Origin of the sequence: Pseudomonas sp. A2 (genome assembly GCF_023100865.1) — a bacterium.
Classification (GTDB): Bacteria; Pseudomonadota; Gammaproteobacteria; order Pseudomonadales; family Pseudomonadaceae; genus Aquipseudomonas; species Aquipseudomonas asiatica.
The window spans coordinates 5,879,198-5,897,681 of record NZ_CP039127.1 but is presented as its reverse complement, the minus strand read 5'-3'; the positions used below and the strand labels follow the sequence as shown (position 1 = coordinate 5,897,681).

Annotated in this window: 15 protein-coding genes; 9 read left to right on the top strand and 6 right to left on the bottom strand. The window is 62.9% G+C overall.

Annotated elements, in window-relative coordinates:
- Positions 1-25 precede the first annotated feature (25 nt).
- Positions 26-409: a glycine cleavage system protein GcvH gene (gene gcvH / locus E5221_RS27235; RefSeq protein ID WP_013974715.1), complete on the top strand. Its 384-nt coding sequence runs from the start codon at positions 26-28 to the stop codon at positions 407-409.
- 193 nt (positions 410-602) lie between these two features.
- A complete protein-coding gene (gene gcvP / locus E5221_RS27230; RefSeq protein ID WP_061550272.1) occupies positions 603-3,476 on the top strand; it encodes an aminomethyl-transferring glycine dehydrogenase in 2,874 nt (957 codons plus the stop codon).
- A 119-nt stretch (positions 3,477-3,595) separates the two neighbouring features.
- Here the strand turns inward: gcvP and E5221_RS27225 are convergent, their stop codons facing one another.
- From E5221_RS27225 to E5221_RS27215, 3 genes are all read right to left on the bottom strand, one after another.
- Entirely contained in the window at positions 3,596-3,910 is a 315-nt protein-coding gene (locus E5221_RS27225) for a DUF2388 domain-containing protein (protein WP_003259356.1), read from the bottom strand.
- A gap of 89 nt (positions 3,911-3,999) precedes the next feature.
- Positions 4,000-5,685, bottom strand: a complete 1,686-nt coding sequence (locus E5221_RS27220) for a GspE/PulE family protein (protein WP_247846704.1) — start codon at positions 5,683-5,685, stop codon at positions 4,000-4,002.
- 214 nt (positions 5,686-5,899) lie between these two features.
- Positions 5,900-6,205, bottom strand: a complete 306-nt coding sequence (locus tag E5221_RS27215) for a hypothetical protein (RefSeq protein WP_003259353.1) — start codon at positions 6,203-6,205, stop codon at positions 5,900-5,902.
- Positions 6,206-6,331: 126 nt separating this feature from the next.
- Here E5221_RS27215 and E5221_RS27210 point away from each other — a divergent pair, with 126 nt between their 5' ends.
- Positions 6,332-6,802, top strand: a complete 471-nt coding sequence (locus tag E5221_RS27210; RefSeq protein ID WP_015272225.1) for an Lrp/AsnC family transcriptional regulator — start codon at positions 6,332-6,334, stop codon at positions 6,800-6,802.
- An 85-nt stretch (positions 6,803-6,887) separates the two neighbouring features.
- Here E5221_RS27210 and E5221_RS27205 read toward each other — a convergent pair whose 3' ends face one another.
- Positions 6,888-8,255, bottom strand: a complete 1,368-nt coding sequence (locus E5221_RS27205) for a CYTH domain-containing protein (protein ID WP_003259352.1) — start codon at positions 8,253-8,255, stop codon at positions 6,888-6,890.
- A gap of 218 nt (positions 8,256-8,473) precedes the next feature.
- Between E5221_RS27205 and argE the strand changes: the two genes are divergently transcribed.
- Complete coding sequence (gene argE, locus E5221_RS27200; protein WP_247846703.1) at positions 8,474-9,616, top strand: acetylornithine deacetylase; 1,143 nt, start codon at positions 8,474-8,476, stop codon at positions 9,614-9,616.
- 124 nt (positions 9,617-9,740) lie between these two features.
- Complete coding sequence (gene argA / locus E5221_RS27195; RefSeq protein ID WP_247846702.1) at positions 9,741-11,039, top strand: amino-acid N-acetyltransferase; 1,299 nt, start codon at positions 9,741-9,743, stop codon at positions 11,037-11,039.
- 150 nt (positions 11,040-11,189) lie between these two features.
- Here argA and E5221_RS27190 read toward each other — a convergent pair whose 3' ends face one another.
- Entirely contained in the window at positions 11,190-12,566 is a 1,377-nt protein-coding gene (locus tag E5221_RS27190; protein WP_003259348.1) for a glutamine synthetase family protein, read from the bottom strand.
- Positions 12,567-12,838: 272 nt separating this feature from the next.
- Entirely contained in the window at positions 12,839-13,099 is a 261-nt protein-coding gene (locus tag E5221_RS27185) for a hypothetical protein (RefSeq protein WP_063912150.1), read from the bottom strand.
- A 41-nt stretch (positions 13,100-13,140) separates the two neighbouring features.
- Here E5221_RS27185 and E5221_RS27180 point away from each other — a divergent pair, with 41 nt between their 5' ends.
- The 4 genes from E5221_RS27180 (at position 13,141) to E5221_RS27165 (ending at position 18,428) form a co-directional block, all read left to right on the top strand.
- Complete coding sequence (locus E5221_RS27180) at positions 13,141-14,499, top strand: glutamine synthetase family protein (RefSeq protein WP_013974708.1); 1,359 nt, start codon at positions 13,141-13,143, stop codon at positions 14,497-14,499.
- Between the two features lie 46 nt (positions 14,500-14,545).
- Positions 14,546-15,907, top strand: coding sequence for an aspartate aminotransferase family protein (locus E5221_RS27175; protein WP_015272220.1), 1,362 nt, complete (start codon positions 14,546-14,548; stop codon positions 15,905-15,907).
- 170 nt (positions 15,908-16,077) lie between these two features.
- Positions 16,078-17,175: a polyamine ABC transporter substrate-binding protein gene (locus tag E5221_RS27170; RefSeq protein WP_039615410.1), complete on the top strand. Its 1,098-nt coding sequence runs from the start codon at positions 16,078-16,080 to the stop codon at positions 17,173-17,175.
- 158 nt (positions 17,176-17,333) lie between these two features.
- Positions 17,334-18,428, top strand: a complete 1,095-nt coding sequence (locus tag E5221_RS27165; RefSeq protein WP_015272218.1) for a polyamine ABC transporter substrate-binding protein — start codon at positions 17,334-17,336, stop codon at positions 18,426-18,428.
- Positions 18,429-18,484 lie beyond the last annotated feature (56 nt).

Sequence of the window (18,484 nt, the reverse complement as noted above, 5' to 3'; positions counted from 1 at the left end):
CTGAGCCAATCGAGGAATTCAAGACATGAGCAATATCCCCGCCGAACTGCGTTTTGCCGAAAGCCACGAGTGGGCTCGCCTGGAAGCCGACGGCACCGTGACTGTTGGTATCAGCGACCACGCCCAGCAAGCCCTGGGTGACGTGGTGTTCGTCGAGTTGGCCGAAGTCGGCAAGGTATTCGCCGCTGGCGATGCGGCCGGTGTGGTCGAGTCGGTCAAGGCCGCTTCGGACATCTACGCCCCGGTCGGTGGCGAAGTGATTGCGGTCAACGAAGAGCTGGCTGACAGCCCTGAGCTGCTCAACGAAGAACCTTACGATTCTTGGATTTTCAAGCTGAAGCCAAGCAACCCGGCCGAACTGGACAAGCTGCTGGACGCTGCGGGCTACAAGGCCGCGATCGGCGAGTAAGACCGCGTCGCCGTCTTCGCGGCTAAAGCCGCTCCCGCAGGGAATGCACAGCGTCTGATACCTGTGCGGTCCCTGTGGGAGCGGCTTTGCCGCGAAGAGGCCGGGCCTGCGAGCAACTTTCCCCGCAGAATCGGCAATCCCTTCCTAGACTTGTAAGTCTCCATGAGAGCTGTTCCAGGAAGAGAGCGTCGTCATGTCCCAGTCGCCATCCCTGCATCAACTGCAAGAGCTCAACCCTTTCCTGCGTCGCCACCTTGGCCCGGATGCCACGGAGCAGCAGGCCATGCTCAACGCGCTGGGTGTCGCCAGCCGCAGTGAGCTGATCGAGCAGACCGTACCGCCAGACATCCGCCTCAATCGCCCCCTCGACCTGCCGCCGGCACTGGACGAACAGGCCGCTCTGGCCAAGCTCGCCGGTTACGCCGGGCTGAACCAGGTCTGGACCAGCCTGATCGGCATGGGCTACCACGGCACCATCACCCCCACGGTCATCCTGCGCAACGTGCTGGAGAACCCGGGCTGGTACACCGCCTACACGCCCTATCAGCCCGAGATTGCCCAAGGCCGGCTGGAGGCGCTGCTGAACTTCCAGCAGATGGTCATCGACCTCACCGGGCTGGCCCTGGCCAATGCCTCGCTGCTCGACGAAGCCACTGCCGCCGCCGAGGCAATGGCCCTGGCCAAGCGGGTGGCGCGCAACAAGAGCAATGCCTTCTTCGCCGACGAGCACTGTCACCCGCAAACCCTGTCGGTACTCAAGACCCGTGCCGAGGGCTTCGGCTTCGAGCTGATCGTCGACTCTGTGGATAACCTTGGCAAACACGCGGTTTTCGGGGCCTTGCTGCAGTACCCGGATACCCACGGCGAGGTGCGCGACCTGCGCCCGCTGATCGACCATTTGCACAGCCAGCATGCCCTGGCCTGCGTTGCCGCCGACCTGCTCAGCCTGGTGGTGCTGGCACCGCCTGGGGAGCTGGGTGCCGATGTTGTGCTGGGCTCGACCCAGCGCTTTGGCGTACCGATGGGCTATGGCGGCCCCCACGCGGCCTATTTCGCCTGCCGCGATGACTACAAGCGAGCCATGCCGGGGCGCATCATCGGCGTGTCGCGCGATGCCCGTGGCAACACCGCGTTGCGCATGGCCCTGCAGACCCGCGAGCAGCATATCCGCCGCGAGAAGGCCAACTCCAACATCTGCACGGCCCAGGTGCTGCTGGCCAACATTGCCGGCTTCTATGCGGTATACCATGGCCCCGAAGGCCTGCAGCGCATTGCCCAGCGCGTGCACCGGCTGACCTTCATCCTGGCCGCCGGCCTTGAGGCCAAGGGCATCAAGCGCCTCAACCAGCACTTCTTCGACACCCTTACCCTGGACGTCGGCGGTGCCCAGGCGGCCATCATCGAAAGCGCCGAGGCCGCCCAGATCAACCTGCGAATCCTTGGCCGCGGGCACCTGGGCGTGAGCCTGGACGAGACTTGCTCGGAGCAGACCGTGCTGCGCCTGTTCGATATCTTCCTGGGGGTGGATCACGGCCTGGATATAGCCGCACTCGACCAGTTGGCGCTGCCCGAAGGCATCCCTGCCAGCCTGGTGCGGCGCACGCCGTTCCTCGCCCACCCGGTGTTCAACCTGCACCACAGCGAAACCGAGATGCTGCGCTACCTCAAGCAACTCGAGAACAAGGACCTGGCGCTGAACCAGTCGATGATCCCACTGGGTTCGTGCACCATGAAGCTCAACGCCACCAGCGAGATGATCCCCATCACCTGGCCTGGCTTTGCCCAGCTGCATCCGTTTGCCCCGGCGGCTCAGGCAACCGGCTACAAGGCGATGATCGACGAACTGGAAAGCTGGCTGTGCGCCATTACCGGCTTCGATGCTATCTGCATGCAGCCCAACTCCGGTGCCCAGGGCGAGTACGCCGGTCTGATGGCCATTACCCGCTACCACCGTAGCCGCCACCAGCCGCAACGCACGCTGTGCCTGATCCCGTCGTCGGCCCACGGCACCAACCCGGCGTCGGCGCAAATGGCCGGCATGGAGGTGGTGATCGTCGATTGCGACGACGATGGCAACGTCGACCTGGCCGATCTCAAGGCCAAGGCCCACTCGGCCGGGGATCGGTTGTCGTGCCTGATGATCACTTACCCATCGACCCACGGCGTGTACGAGGAGGGGATTCGCGAAATCTGCGAAGTGGTCCACCAGCATGGTGGCCAGGTGTACATGGATGGCGCCAACCTCAATGCCCAGGTGGGCCTGGCGCGTCCGGCGGATATCGGCGCCGACGTTTCACACATGAACCTGCACAAGACCTTCTGCATCCCCCACGGTGGTGGCGGCCCGGGCATGGGCCCGATCGGCATTCGCGCGCACCTCAAGCCGTTCGTTGCCAGCCATCCGGTGGTGCCGGTACCCGGCCTGGACCCGAACAACAGCGCGGTCAGCGCCGCGCCCTGGGGCAGTGCGAGCATTTTGCCGATCAGCTGGATGTACATAGCCATGATGGGCCCGCAACTGGCCGATGCCAGCGAGGTGGCGATCCTCTCGGCCAATTACCTGGCCAGCCAGCTGGGTGGTGCCTTCCCGGTGCTCTACCGCGGGCGCAACCAGCGGGTGGCGCATGAGTGCATCCTCGACCTGCGGCCGCTGAAGGCGCTGACCGGCATCAGTGAAGAGGACGTGGCCAAGCGCCTGATGGACTATGGCTTCCATGCCCCGACCATGTCGTTCCCGGTGCCGGGCACGCTGATGGTCGAGCCGACCGAGAGTGAATCGAAGGCTGAACTGGACCGCTTCGTCGAGGCGATGCTGGCGATTAGGGCGGAAATTGGCGAAGTTCAGGAGGGCAACTGGCCTGCGGAGAACAACCCGCTCAAGCATGCGCCGCATACCCTGGCCGATGTGCTGACGGTGTGGGACAGGCCTTACAGCCTGGAGCAGGCGGTGGCGCCCAGTGCTCACGTGCGCCAGCACAAGTACTGGCCAGCGGTGAACCGGGTCGACAACGTTTATGGGGACAGGAATCTGTTCTGTGCTTGTGTGCCGGTGGAGGCGTATCGCTAATTGTGGTTTGCCTGTGGCGGCCCCTTCGCGGGTAAACCCGCTCCTACAGGACTTGTACAAGTTTCGAATACTGTGCAGTACCTGTGGGAGCGGGTTCACCCGCGAAGCAGGCGCCGCGGTTACTCGGCTACCGCATTCTTGGCCAGGATGGCATTGGCCAGTTCCATGTCGGAAGCCTGCATCCCTGGGTTCTCCGCGCGAGCCTGGCGAATCGCCGCTTCGAGGAACGGCCCACGGATCGCGCCTTCGCTGGCCACGAAGCTGCCGGCGTCATCCTGCGCCGCCATCACCAGCTTGTGATCCCCGGAAGTCAGGTAGCTCGATGCCGTGGTAGCACCAGTAGTCATCACGTTACGCCAGAAGGTATCGGCCATGGCCGAGCCGATAGGCAGCGAAAGCAAGGCAGCGGCAGCGATGGCGGTTTTGAAACGCATGTTGAAACACCTCGAAGGGTGAGGGTTGAAGATGCGCGATTTGATCCTGCCGCAGGGGTGCAAGTTCCTTGAATACAAAGGATTTTTGCTCAGGAACAGGCCCGTAGCACTTCCTCTTGGCGGGTCTGCCCGCAGGCTACCTTGGCATCGCCGCAGCGGCGCAGATCGAGCAAGCCATCGGCCACGGCCTGGCGCCGCAAACTGGCCAGATCGCTGTCCGGGCCTATCAGGGCGCGCAGGCTGTCGCTGGGTATCAGCAGCTCGAACAACCCTGTGCGGCCATGGAACCCCGTGCCACGACAGGTACGGCATGGCTGCCCTTCGCGCAGCGCTGTATCACCCCGGCAATCCGCGCACAGTGTGCGCACCAGCCGCTGGGCCATGACCCCCACCAGCGTCGCCTTGATCAGGTAGTCGGCCACACCCAGTTCCTGCAGGCGGGTGATCGCGCCACAGGCGTCGTTGGTATGCAGGGTCGACAGCACCAGGTGCCCGGTCAGGGCTGCCTGCACCGCCACCAGGGCGGTCTCGCGATCACGGATTTCGCCGATCATGATGATGTCCGGGTCCTGGCGCAGCATGGCCCGCACACCATTGGCGAATCCCAGATCCAGGGCGGGTTGCACCTGCAACTGGTTGAAGGCGGGTTCCAGGCGCTCGATCGGGTCTTCGATGGTGCACAGGTTGACCTGCGGCGTGGCCAGCAGCTTGAGGCTGGCGTAAAGCGTGCTGGTCTTGCCGGACCCGGTGGGGCCCCTAACCAGGATGATGCCCTGACGATGACGCAGCAGGCCTTGCCACTGGTCCAGTTGCGCCCCGTCCAGGCCGAGCCGGTCGAAGCCTTCTTGCAACTGTTGCGGGTCGAAAAGGCGCAGCACCAGTTTCTCGCCGAACGGAGTCGGCAAGGTCGACAGCCGCAGTTCTACCTCGCCGCCGCCAGGCAGGCGGCTTTGCAGCCGGCCATCCTGCGGTCGGCGCTTTTCCGCGACGTCCATGCGCCCCAGGTGTTTCAGGCGGCTGACCAGCGCCAAGGTCACGCCGGCAGGGAAGGCATAGACGTTGTGCAGCAGGCCGTCGATGCGGTAGCGCAGCTGGCCCTGTTCGCGGCGTGGTTCCAGGTGGATATCGCTGGCGCGTTGCTCGATGGCGTACTGCAGCAGCCAGTCGACGATATGCACGATGTGCGCGTCGTCCGCACTGGCCTCGGCCTGGCGCTTGCCCAGCTCCAGCAGCTGTTCGAGTTCGCCCAGGCTGGCTGACTGCTGGTGTTGCGCGCCCTTTACCGATTGGGCCAGGCGGTGGAACGACTGCCCTGCCTGGCGGACCTGCTGCGGGCTGGCCAGAACGCGCCGGATCGGCCGGCCCAGGCTGCGGGTGAGGTCGGCCAGCCAGTCGTCCTGGTAGGGCTGGGCGCTGGCGACGGTGACGCTGGAGGCGTCGGCGGCGACGATAAGGATGCCGTGGCGCTGGGCGAAGGCCGGGGATATCAGGCCGGTGACCTGGGGCAGGTCCAGTTGCAGCGGGTCGATGCGCAGGTAGGGCTGGCCGACCTTGTTGGCCAGCCATTGGCAGAGGCGGTCCAGGTCCAGGGGCTTGCCAGGGTGTCGGCGGTCTTCCAGGGCGCAGGCGGCGACCTGTTCCAGCGGGTGGGCGGTGGGGTGATTGGCGGCGTGCTCGAGTACCTGCAGGGTGTCGTTGGCGTACAGGTGCTGGTCGGCGAGCAGGACCTGGAGCACGCGCTTGAGGTCGAGTGCCGGGTTGTCGGGGGTGTGCATGGTTGGCGTCCGTGCCTGATAGGGGAGTGCTGATCAAGGCTAGCCGGGCGAGGGAGGGTTACCGAGGGTGAAAGGTTTCGAAATTTTGCTTTGCTTGTGCCGGCCTCTTCGCGGGTAAACCCGCTCCCACAGGACCGCACAAACTTGAATGTTGTGCAGTACCTGTGGGAGCGGGTTTACCCGCGAATAGGCCGGCACAAGCACCGAGCATGGCTCAGACCACCGCCAGCTCCACCCGCTGCAGGTTGCTCAGGCTCACTTCACCCACACACACCAGGTTGCGCAGTTTCTGCGCAATCACCTCGGCCCGGTGCCAGCTGAGGCCGCCGATGCCGACCTCGATATCCAGCCAGTCGTCCTGCTGACTGACCTGCACGCTGTGCGGGGTCAGGAACTGCAGGGCAAACAGGTTGAGCACCCGGCACAGGCTGTCAGGCTCGGCCTCGGCCTGCAGGCGATAGTGCACGGTGCTGTGGGCGCTGCTGGCGGCCCAGGCGTCGGTACGGGGCTGTGCGTTCATGCTGGTCTCCGCAAATGTGGGAGAAATTCTTGCACGTTGGCGGCGGTATTTTTTCGCTATGATTTGATCATTTCGCTGTATTGGCGAATTGATCTATTCATAAAGTTATTCTCTGGAGAATTATTTATGCACAGCGAGCTGGATGCCTACGACCGCCGTATCCTCGAACTGCTGCAGGAGGACGCTTCGCTGTCCAGCGCGCAGATCGCCGAACGCGTGGGGCTGTCGCAATCGCCGTGCTGGCGGCGTATCCAGCGGTTGAAGGAGGAGGGAGTGATTCGTGGGCAGGTGACTTTGCTGGACCGCAAGAAGGTCGGCCTGAACACGCAGATTTTCGCCGAGGTGAAACTGAACGCCCACGGGCGCTCCAACTTCACAGAGTTCACCGACGCGATCCGCGGGTTTCCCGAGGTGCTGGAGTGTTATGTGCTGATGGGGTCGGTGGACTTTCTGTTGCGCATCGTCACCCCGGATATCGAGGCTTATGAACGGTTCTTCTTCGAAAAGCTGTCGAACGTGCCGGGGATTCAGGAGGTGAACTCGATCGTGGCGCTGTCGGAGATCAAGTCCACCACCAGCTTGCCACTGTCGCGCTGAGGTCTTCGCAGCACAAGGCTGCTCCTACAGGGGATATCGGTGCCCTGTAGGAGCAGCCTTGTGCTGCGAAGCAGGCGACGCGGTATCAAGCCTTGAGCAGGTGCTTCCAGCCGCGGCTCTGATCCACCGCCCGAGCCTGCTCGATACGCGCTTCCAGTACTTCATCGCTGATCGGCTGCTCAGCCAGCTCATGCAGCTTCTTTAGGTCGCCATACAGGCGGTCCATCTGGGGCGCCTCCAGCACCTGGCGAGCATGGTGCAGCCAGGCCAGCAGCTGCTCGATACGCGGCAGTTGCTCGGCCAGGTCTTCCGGCCGCTGGGTGTACAGCGGCAGCTTCAGCGCTCGGCCTTCTTCGCCCAGCAGGTGCGCCAGCCAGCTTGCCAGCTGCGCCTTGCCCTGGCGCTCGCCACGGCCTTTGCGCTCCACGGTCCAGGCACGGGCCAGCAGCCAGCGCGAGGTTTCCAGCGAGAACTGGCCCCAGCGCACGTCCTCCAGCTCTTCGGCGAACTGCTCGGGCGCGGCACGGCGGATATCTTCGTCTTCGTTACCGGCCTGCACCAGCGGGCGCCAGTCTTCGAGCAAGGCGTCCAGGCTGCTGCGCAGGTCACGGGTGGTGGCGCGTGGCGCGGCCTGGCCCAGGCTGGCGGTAATGGCACGCAGCTCGCTCAGGCACTCGACCCAGTCCTGCAGCAAGCGCCAATGGCCGTTGTGGCGGTATTGCTCGGCCAGGCGCTGGCTGCTGCCCAGCAGTTGCCAGGCCAGTGCGGCGTAGGCGTCGTCCACGGCCATTTCGGCTTCCAGCTCGGTGTGCGGCAGGCCCAGCTCGTAGCTGTCCGGCTCCAGCAGGCGGTAGCCACGCTCGGCCTTGCTGATGTCACATGGCATCAGCGGCAGGCTGGCGGCCAGCTCGGCGGCCAGTTCCAGCAGTGCCTGCGGCTCACCTTCACGCAGTTCCAGTTCCAGCTCGCAGATTTCTTCCTTGCGCTTGCCGGCGATCACGAAACCCTGGTCCAGCGCGGCCTCGATCACCACCTTGCTCTTGCCACGGCCCCAGGCGATTTCGGCGTATTCACGGCTGAAGTCGGTGGTGAACAGCGGCTTGATGGTCTTTTTGTCCAGGTTGGCCAGTTGCGCGGGCCAGCAGCTGTCGTCGAGCTTCTTCAGGTCGAGCTTGACCTTGTCCAGCTGCCATTCATGCTCGTTGCGCTCGGACAGACCGGCCACACTGGTGCCGCGGCACTTGAGGGTCTGGATGATGGCCTCGCCATCGCGGCGCAGGCGCAGGGCGACACGGGCAGCAGAGAGCTCGCGCTCGGGAGTGTCGAAGTACTGGTTGAGCAGTTCGCGGGTCTGCCAGCCGGACTTGTTGCGCTTTTTCAGCAGAGGGTGCTCGCGCAGGGCGGCAAGGGTCTCGCGGCTGGCGCGGAGCTTGAGTTCGGTTTCTTTGTGCATCACAGGCTCGAAGGAGGGGCGTGGTTGCCCAGCAGTCTACAGGAGTCGGCTCTCGTCTGTTGGATCGTGGAGGCTTCTTCGCGGGTGAACCCGCTCCCACAGGTCCTGTGCTGCCCTCAGGTGCGGCGCTTTCCCTGTGGTAGCGGGTTTACCCGCGAAGAAGCCCACACGGTTGGACGGCATTGCTATGATGGGCAACGCTTCCGAGGAGTACGCGCATGCCGTTGCCGACGCTGAAAGACCAGTTCGCCGCCCTGATCGCCGCGCCCTCGGTCAGTTGCACCCAGCCTGCGCTGGACCAGTCCAATCGCCAGGTCATCGACCTGCTGGCCGGTTGGTTGGGCGACCTGGGTTTCAAGTGCGACATCCAGCAGGTCAGCCCCGGCAAGTTCAACCTGCTGGCCAGCCGTGGCACCGGCCCGGGTGGCCTGGTGCTGGCGGGGCACAGCGACACGGTGCCCTACGACGAACAACTGTGGGCCAGCGACCCGCTGAAGCTGACCGAAACCGAAGGCCGCTGGGTCGGCCTGGGCAGCTGCGACATGAAGGGCTTCTTCGCCCTGGTCATCGAGGCGGTCATCCCGCTGCTGGAGCACGATTTCAAGCAGCCGCTGCTGATCCTCGCCACCTGTGACGAAGAAAGCTCCATGTCCGGTGCCCGCGCCCTGGCCGAGGCCGGCCAGCCGCTCGGCCGTGCGGCGGTGATCGGCGAGCCCACCGGGCTGCGGCCGATCCGCATGCACAAGGGCATCCTCATGGACCGCATCGACATCCTCGGGCGCAGCGGCCACTCCTCGGACCCAAGCCTGGGCCGCAGCGCCATGGAGGCCATGCACGCAGTGATGGGCGAGCTGATGGGCCTGCGCCAGCAATGGCAGCAAACCTACCGCAACCCGCAGTTCACCGTACCGACCCCGACCATGAACTTCGGCTGCATTCACGGCGGCGACAACCCCAACCGCATCTGCGGCCAGTGCGCCCTGGAGTTCGACCTGCGTCCGCTGCCAGGCATGGACGTGGAGCAACTGCGCGCAGCCATCCGCGCCAAGCTGGTGCCGGTGGCAGAGCGCTTTGAGGTGCGCATCGACTATGCGCCGCTGTTCCCGGAGGTGCCGCCGTTCGAGCAGGCAGCCGACGCCGAGTTGGTGCAAGTGGCGGAGCGCCTGACCGGCCATCGCGCCGAAGCGGTGGCGTTCGGCACCGAAGCGCCTTATCTTCAGCAACTGGGTTGCCAGACCATCGTGCTGGGCCCCGGCGACATCGCCTGTGCTCACCAGCCCGGCGAATACCTGGAAATGTCACGAATCGAGCCTACCGTGCGTCTATTGCGTGACCTGATCCGGCACTATTGCCTGGACTAAACGTCAACCGAACTGTTTCGTTCCTGCCTAGAGGAGACCGCGCGTGACCGCAAGCCTGTTCCGACGATGATCCTGAACGCCCCCTGTATCGCCGTTCTCCGTCCACTTATCCACAGGCCCTGTCATGCCCGACTACGTCAACTGGCTGCGTCATGCCTCCCCGTATATCAATGCCCATCGCGACTGCACCTTCGTGGTCATGCTCCCTGGCGATGGGGTGGAGCACCCTAATTTCGGCAACATCGTCCACGACCTGGTGCTGCTGCACAGCCTGGGCGTGCGCCTGGTGCTGGTGCATGGCTCGCGCCCGCAGATCGAAAGCCGCCTGGCTGATCGCGGCCTGACCCCGCACTACCACCGTGGCCTGCGCATCACCGATGCCGCCACCCTGGATTGCGTGATCGATGCCGTCGGCGCCCTGCGCCTGGCCATCGAGGCACGCCTGTCGATGGACATCGCCGCTTCTCCGATGCAGGGCTCGCGCCTGCGCGTGGCGTCCGGCAACCTGGTCACTGCGCGGCCGATAGGCGTGCTCGAAGGCGTGGACTACCACCACACCGGCGAAGTGCGCCGGGTCGACCGCAAGGGCATCAGCCGCCTGCTCGACGAGCGCTCGATCGTGCTGTTGTCACCGCTGGGCTACTCGCCCACGGGGGAAATCTTCAACCTGGCCTGCGAAGACGTGGCCACCCGCGCCGCCATCGAACTGGGTGCCGACAAGCTGCTGCTGTTCGGTGCCGAGCCGGGCCTGCTGGATGCCGATGGCAAGCTGGTGCGTGAGCTGCGCCCGCAGCAGGTTGCCCCGCATCTGCAGCGCCTGGGCAGCGATTACCAGGGCGAATTGCTGGATGCCGCGGCCGAAGCCTGCAAAGGCGGCGTGGCGCGCAGCCATATCGTCAGCTATGCCGAGGACGGCGCCTTGCTGACCGAGCTGTTCACCCGTGGCGGTGGCGGCACACTGGTGTCGCAGGAGCAGTTCGAAGTGGTACGCGAGGCGACCATCGAGGACGTGGGCGGTTTGCTGGAGCTGATCAGCCCGCTGGAAGAACAGGGCATCCTGGTGCGCCGTTCGCGTGAGGTGCTGGAGCGGGAGATCGAGCAGTTCAGCGTGGTTGAGCGCGAAGGCATGATCATCGCCTGTGCGGCGTTGTACCCGATTGCCGACTCCGACGCCGGCGAGCTGGCGTGCCTGGCGGTGAACCCCGAGTACCGCCATGGCGGGCGTGGCGACGAGCTGCTGGAGCGCATCGAAAGCCGGGCGCGACAGTTGGGGCTGAACACCCTGTTCGTGCTGACGACGCGTACCGCGCACTGGTTCCGCGAACGCGGGTTTGCTCCGAGTGGGGTCGAGCGACTGCCAGCGGCGCGGGCTTCGCTGTACAACTACCAGCGTAATTCGAAGATTTTCGAGAAGCACTTGTAAACCTGTACTGGCCTCTTCGCGGGTGAACCCGCTCCCACAGGATCTTCACCGGACTGAGGCCGGCGCGGTCCCTGTGGGAGCGGGCAAGCCCGCGAAGCAGTCGACACCGATCTCGAACAAAAACGCCGCCCTTGTGGGCGGCGTTTTCGTTTACACGGTATGCAGGTACCAGTTGTACTCGAGGTCGGAGATCGAGTGCTCGAACTCCTCCAGCTCGCTCTCCTTGCACGCGACGAAGATGTCGATGTACTTCGGATCGATGTACTTGTTCAGGATTTCGCTGTCGTCCAGCTCGCGCAGGGCATCGCGCAGGTTGTTCGGCAGGCTCTGCTCCAGCTGCTCGTACGAGTTGCCTTCGATCGGCTCACCCGGTTCTACCTTGTTGGTCAGGCCATGGTGCACGCCGGCCAGTACGGCGGCCATCATCAGGTACGGGTTGGCGTCGGCACCGGCCACGCGGTGCTCGATGCGTACGGCGTCCGGCGAGCCGGTCGGCACGCGCAGGGCCACGGTGCGGTTGTCCAGGCCCCAGCTTGGCGCGTTCGGTACATAGAACTGCGCGCCGAAGCGGCGGTACGAGTTGACGTTCGGGCAAAGGAACGCCATGGACGCGGGCAGGGTCTCGAGCACACCGCCGACAGCGTGACGTAGCGCGGCGTTCTGCTCGGGATCCTCGCTGGTGAAGATGTTGTTGCCATCTTTGTCCAGCACGGAAATGTGTACATGCAGGCCGTTGCCTGCCTGGCCCGGGTAGGGCTTGGCCATGAAGGTGGTGTCCATTTCATGGTCGTAGGCGATGTTCTTGATCAACCGCTTGAGCAGTACCGCATAGTCGCAGGCCTTGAGCGGGTCGGCCACGTGGTGCAGGTTGACTTCGAACTGCGCCGGGGCGCTTTCCTTGACGATGGCGTCGGCCGGGATGCCTTGCTCCTTCGCGCCTTCCAGGATGTCCTGCAGGCAGTCGGCGTATTCGTCGAGGTCGTCGATCAGGTACACCTGGGTCGACTGCGGGCGCTTGCCCGAAATTGGCGAGCGCGGCGGCTGCGGGCGACCGTTCACGTTCTCCTGGTCGATCAGGTAGAACTCCAGCTCGAACGCGGCACAGATGGTCAGGCCCAGTTCGTCGAACTTGCTCACCACCTGACGCAGCACTTCACGCGGGTCGGCGAAGAACGGCTCGCCTTCGAGCTCATGCATGGTCATCAGCAGCTGAGCGGTAGGGCGCTTTTGCCACGGCTCGTTACAGAGGGTGTCAGGGATTGGATAGCAGATGCGGTCAGCATCGCCGATGTCCAGGCCCAGCCCGGTGCTTTCAACGGTGGAGCCGTTGATGTCCAGGGCGAAGAGGGAGGCAGGCAGGTTGATGCCTTTCTCGTAAACCTTGTGGAGGCTGGTGCGCTCTATGCGCTTGCCACGCACCACACCATTCATATCTGCAATCAGAAGGTCAACGTAGAGAACCTCAGGATGTTCCTTAAGGAACGCGTTCGCTTCGTTAAGCTGAACGGCACGCGGGGGTACCGACATGATGCAACACCTTTGTTGTTAAAAATATCAATCAAGGGGGGCTTGCAAGACCAGTCAATCGAAAAGACAAACTGATGTCAAGCCAACCCCATGATGCCCTGAAATGGCACATCGACGGCAGATTTGCTGCATATCGGGGCAAGCCATTATCCGCTATTTCCCTCGCAAAGGGCTATCTCCGACCAACCGTGTTTTATTTTTTACGGAGGTGTTGTGTAAAAAAATGAACAAGGCTAAGCTCGGTCTCAACCCAGAACACAATAATACGAGGGTCACATGGTCCGCTTGCCGCGACCTGAAAGCACTGCCTGCGCGGTGCCATCAGGTACATCCGTCATTTTTGCAAGCTTCGTCAATGGCGTGGCCGCCCTGGCCGCAATAATTGACGTTTGGCGCTCCCGGACCTGCCCTCGTAGCGGCTTGCCGCCCTTCGTTTCGTCTTCCTGCCTTTCGAACTCATTACGGACGCACCTGTTTTCAGTGTATCCACTGTGGCTCTGCACGGGGGTTTTTGCTTTAGCAATGTACTCCATCCAGAATCAGTGCGCGGACCACCTTACCTCCTGAGGTATTTATGAGTAACAACCTCGACCAGCTCACCGATTGGTTGAAAGAGCACAAGATCACCGAAGTCGAATGCATGATCAGTGACCTGACCGGCATCACGCGCGGCAAGATTTCGCCTACCAACAAATTCATCGCCGAAAAAGGCATGCGCCTGCCCGAGAGCGTGCTGCTGCAGACCGTGACCGGCGACTACGTCGACGACGACATCTATTACGAACTGCTGGACCCGGCGGACATCGACATGATCTGCCGCCCCGACGAGAACGCCGTGTTCCTGGTGCCATGGGCCATCGAGCCGACCGCCCAGGTGATCCACGACACCTACGACAAGAAGGGCAACCCGGTCGAACTGTCGCCGCGCAACGTGCTGAAGAAAGTCCTCAAGCTATACGCCGACAAGGGCTGGCAGCCGATCGTCGCGCCGGAGATGGAGTTCTACCTGACCAAGCGCAGCGAAGACCCGGACTTCCCGCTGCAGCCCCCGGTAGGCCGTTCGGGCCGCCCGGAAACCGGCCGTCAGTCGTTCTCGATCGAAGCCGCCAACGAATTCGACCCGCTGTTCGAAGACGTCTACGACTGGTGCGAACTGCAGCAGCTGGACCTCGACACGCTGATCCATGAAGACGGCACGGCGCAGATGGAGATCAACTTCCGTCATGGCAACGCCCTGCACCTGGCCGACCAGATCCTGGTGTTCAAGCGCACCATGCGCGAGGCCGCGCTCAAGCACAATGTGGCCGCCACCTTCATGGCCAAGCCCATGACCGGTGAGCCAGGCAGTGCCATGCACCTGCACCAGAGCGTGGTCGACGTGGCCACCGGCAAGAACATCTTCAGCAACGACGACGGCAGCATGAGCGAACTGTTCCTGCACCACATCGGTGGCCTGCAGAAGTTCATCCCCGAGGCGTTGCCGCTGTTCGCCCCCAACGTCAACTCGTTCCGTCGCTTCCTGCCCGACACCTCGGCGCCGGTGAACGTGGAGTGGGGCGAGGAAAACCGTACCGTCGGCCTGCGCGTGCCGGACGCCGGCCCGCAAAGCCGCCGGGTCGAGAACCGCCTGCCAGGCGCCGACGCCAACCCATACCTGGCCATCGCTGCCAGCCTGCTGTGTGGCTACATCGGCATGGTCGAAGGCATCGACGCCAGCGCGCCGGTGCAGGGCCGTGGCTACGAACGCCGCAACCTGCGCCTGCCACTGACCATCGAAGATGCCCTGGAACGCATGGAAAACAGCCGTGCACTGGTGCAGTACCTGGGCAAGAAGTTCATCACCGGCTACGTCGCTACCAAGCGCGCCGAGCACGAGAACTTCAAGCGAGTCATCAGTTCCTGGGAGCGTGAGTTCCTGCTGTTTGCTGTCTGATCAACTTGGTGCCGCAGGACGCGGCTGTCGAACAACGGAGAAGCACATGAGCGTCAACAACCCGCAAACCCGTGAATGGCAAACCCTGAGCGGGGAGCATCACCTCGCGCCCTTCAGCGACTACAAGCAGCTGAAGGAGAAGGGGCCGCGCATCATCACCAAGGCCCAGGGTGTGCATTTGTGGGATAGCGAGGGGCACAAGATCCTCGACGGCATGGCTGGCCTGTGGTGCGTGGCAGTGGGCTATGGCCGTGAAGAACTGGTGCAGGCGGCAGAAAAGCAGATGCGCGAGCTGCCGTACTACAACCTGTTCTTCCAGACTGCCCACCCGCCTGCGCTGGAACTGGCCAAGGCGATCTCCGACGTGGCGCCGCAAGGCATGACCCATGTGTTCTTCACCGGCTCCGGCTCCGAAGGCAACGACACCGTGCTGCGCATGGTCCGCCATTACTGGGCGCTGAAAGGCAAGCCACAGAAGCAGACCATCATCGGCCGCATCAACGGCTACCACGGCTCCACCGTGGCTGGTGCCAGCCTGGGTGGCATGAGCGGCATGCACGAGCAGGGCGGCCTGCCGATTCCTGGCATCGTGCATATCCCACAGCCTTACTGGTTCGGCGAAGGCGGCGACATGACCCCGGACGAGTTCGGGGTGTGGGCGGCCGAGCAGCTGGAGCAGAAAATCCTCGAAGTCGGCGAAGACAACGTCGCCGCCTTCATCGCCGAGCCGATCCAGGGTGCCGGCGGCGTGATCATCCCGCCGGAAACCTACTGGCCGAAGGTCAAGGAGATCCTCGCCAAGTACGAAATCCTGTTCGTTGCCGACGAAGTGATCTGCGGTTTCGGCCGCACCGGCGAGTGGTTCGGCTCCGACTACTACGACCTTAAGCCCGACCTGATGACCATCGCCAAGGGCCTGACTTCCGGTTACATCCCCATGGGCGGTGTGATCGTGCGTGACACCGTGGCCCAGGTACTCAGCGAAGGCGGCGACTTCAACCACGGCTTCACCTACTCCGGCCACCCGGTAGCGGCGGCGGTGGGCTTGGAAAACCTGCGCATCCTGCGCGACGAGAAAATCGTCGAGAAGGCGCGCACCGAAGCGGCACCTTATTTGCAAAAGCGTTTGCGTGAGCTGCAGGACCACCCTCTGGTGGGCGAGGTACGCGGCCTGGGCCTGCTCGGCGCGATCGAGCTGGTCAAGGACAAGGCCACCCGCAGCCGTTACGAAGGCAAGGGCGTGGGCATGATCTGCCGCACCTTCTGCTTCGAAAACGGCCTGATCATGCGTGCGGTGGGTGACACCATGATCATTGCGCCGCCGCTGGTGATCAGCCATGCAGAGATCGACGAACTGGTGGAAAAGGCACGCAAATGCCTGGACCTGACGCTCGAAGCGATTCGTTGACAGTTTGCTAGGCTAGCGATGTGACATTAAGTCGTTACAAGGCCCTGCTTTCCTTGATACAGAGCCTTGTAACTTGCCAGACTAGCGACTGTTTCAGTCGCCGCGCGCTCTGCACCGTAGGTCCTGGCTGCTGAACAGATGGCTAAATAAAAAATTCTGGAGCATTACGCATGAATAAATTGGGCAAGACGTTGCTGGCCACCGCCCTGATGGGTGCCATGGCTACCGCTGTTCAGGCTGAAGACAAGGTGTTGAACGTCTACAACTGGTCGGACTACATCGCTCCGGACACCATCGCCAAGTTCGAGAAACAGTCGGGCATCAAGGTCAAGTACGACGTATTCGACAGCAACGAAACCCTCGAGGCCAAACTGCTGGCCGGCAAGTCCGGCTACGACATCGTAGTGCCGTCCAACAACTTCCTGGCCAAGCAGATCAAGGCTGGCGTGTATGAGGAACTGGACCGCTCCAAGTTGCCGAACTGGAAAAACCTCGACCCTGACCTGCTCAAGGCCGTTGGCGATGCCAGCGACAAGGACAACAAGCACGCCTTCCCGTACATGTGGGGCTCGATCGGTATCGGCTACAACCCGGAGAAGGTCAAGGCCGCGCTGGGCGTGGACAAGATCGACTCGTGGGACGTGGTGTTCAAGCCTGAGAACATCGCCAAGCTCAAGAGCTGCGGCGTGAGCTTCCTCGATGCCCCGACCGAAATGCTCCCGGCTGCTCTGCACTACCTGGGCCTGCCGACCGACAGTACCAAGAAGGAAGACCTGAAGGCCGCCGAGGACCTGTTCCTCAAGATCCGTCCTTCGATCACCTACTTCCACTCGTCCAAGTACATCGGCGACATGGCCAACGGCAACATCTGCGTAGCTGTCGGTTACTCGGGTGACCTGGAGCAGTCCAAGGCTCGTGCTCACGAAGCCGGCGACAAGGTCAAGGTGGACTACGTCATTCCGAAGGAAGGTGCCGGTACCTTCTACGACATGGTCGCCATCCCCAAGGATGCCGAGCATAAAGACGCTGCCTACCAGTTCATGAACTTCCTGATGCAGCCGGAAATCATGGCCGAGATCACCAACGCCGTGCGTTTCCCGAACGGCAACGCTGCCGCCACCCAGTTCGTGGACAAGGAAATCACCAGCGATCCGAGCATCTATCCGCCAGCTGAAGTGAAGAAGCAGCTGTACGCGATCGCTGCGCCTGAAGCGTCTGCCCAGCGTGTGATCACCCGCAGCTGGACCAAGATCAAGTCGGGCAAATAAGCCCGATGCGGTACCTCTGGGCCGGGGAATCCCGGCCCAGAGCCAGTGAAAGGCAATTGATGATTGCGGCATCGAAGCTGCGAAGGTAAGTTGCGCGCCGGTTTTGCGTGTGCGGCAGCATTGTCGCTACCCAGGCACTGATTGTGAGGACCACCCACTTGTCCATTTCTGTATTCCGCAAGGCCTTGATGGCTGGAGCGGGCCTGACGCTGGCATGCAGCGTCCAAGCGGCGCCTACGGTGCACTTCTACAACTGGTCCGACTACATCGGCCCGACCACACTCGCGGACTTCGAGAAAGCCACGGGCATCAAGCCCGTGCAAGATGTGTTCGATTCCAACGAAACCCTGGAAGGCAAGCTGCTGGCCGGCAATACCGGCTATGACGTGGTAGTGCCGTCCAACCATTTCCTCGGCAAGCAGATCAAGGCGGGCGCGTTCCAGAAGCTCGACAAGAACCTGCTGCCCAATTATTCCAACCTGGACCCGGCGCTGATGAAGCGCCTGGAAAGGAACGACCCGGGCAACCAGTACGCCGTGCCTTACCTGTGGGGCACCAACGGCATCGGTTACAACGTCGACAAGGTGAAGGCCGCGCTGGGCGTGGACACCATCGACTCCTGGGCGGTGCTGTTCGAGCCCGAGAACATGAAGAAGCTCGCCAAGTGCGGCGTGGCCTTCCTCGACTCGGCGGACGAAATGCTGCCGGCGGTGCTCAACTACATGGGGCTGGACCCCAACAGCACCAATGCCAAGGACTACCAGGCCGCCGAGAAGAAACTGCTGGCGGTACGCCCGTACGTGACCTACTTCCACTCGTCCAAGTACATCACCGACCTGGCCAACGGCGACATCTGCGTCGCGGCAGGTTTCTCGGGTGATGTGTTCCAGGCCAAGACCCGCGCCGAAGAAGCGAAGAAGGGCGTGAACCTGGCCTACGCCATTCCCAAGGAAGGCGGCAACCTCTGGTTCGACGTGCTGGCGATCCCCAAGGACGCCAAGAACGTCAAAGAGGCGCATGCCTTCATCAACTATTTGCTGAAGCCTGAGGTTATCGCCCAGGTCAGTGATTACGTCGGTTACGCCAACCCGAACCCCAAGGCTGGCGACCTGATGGACCAGGCCGTGAGGACTGACGCCGCGGTTTACCCACCGCAGGAAGTGCTGAACAAGATGTTCGTGAATTCAGAGTTGCCACCCAAGGTGCAACGGCTGATGACCCGTAGCTGGACCAAGGTCAAGTCGGGCAAGTAAAAATCCAGGCCCGTGGCGGCACCTGTAGAACAGGGCTCGCGGGCACAAAAATCTTG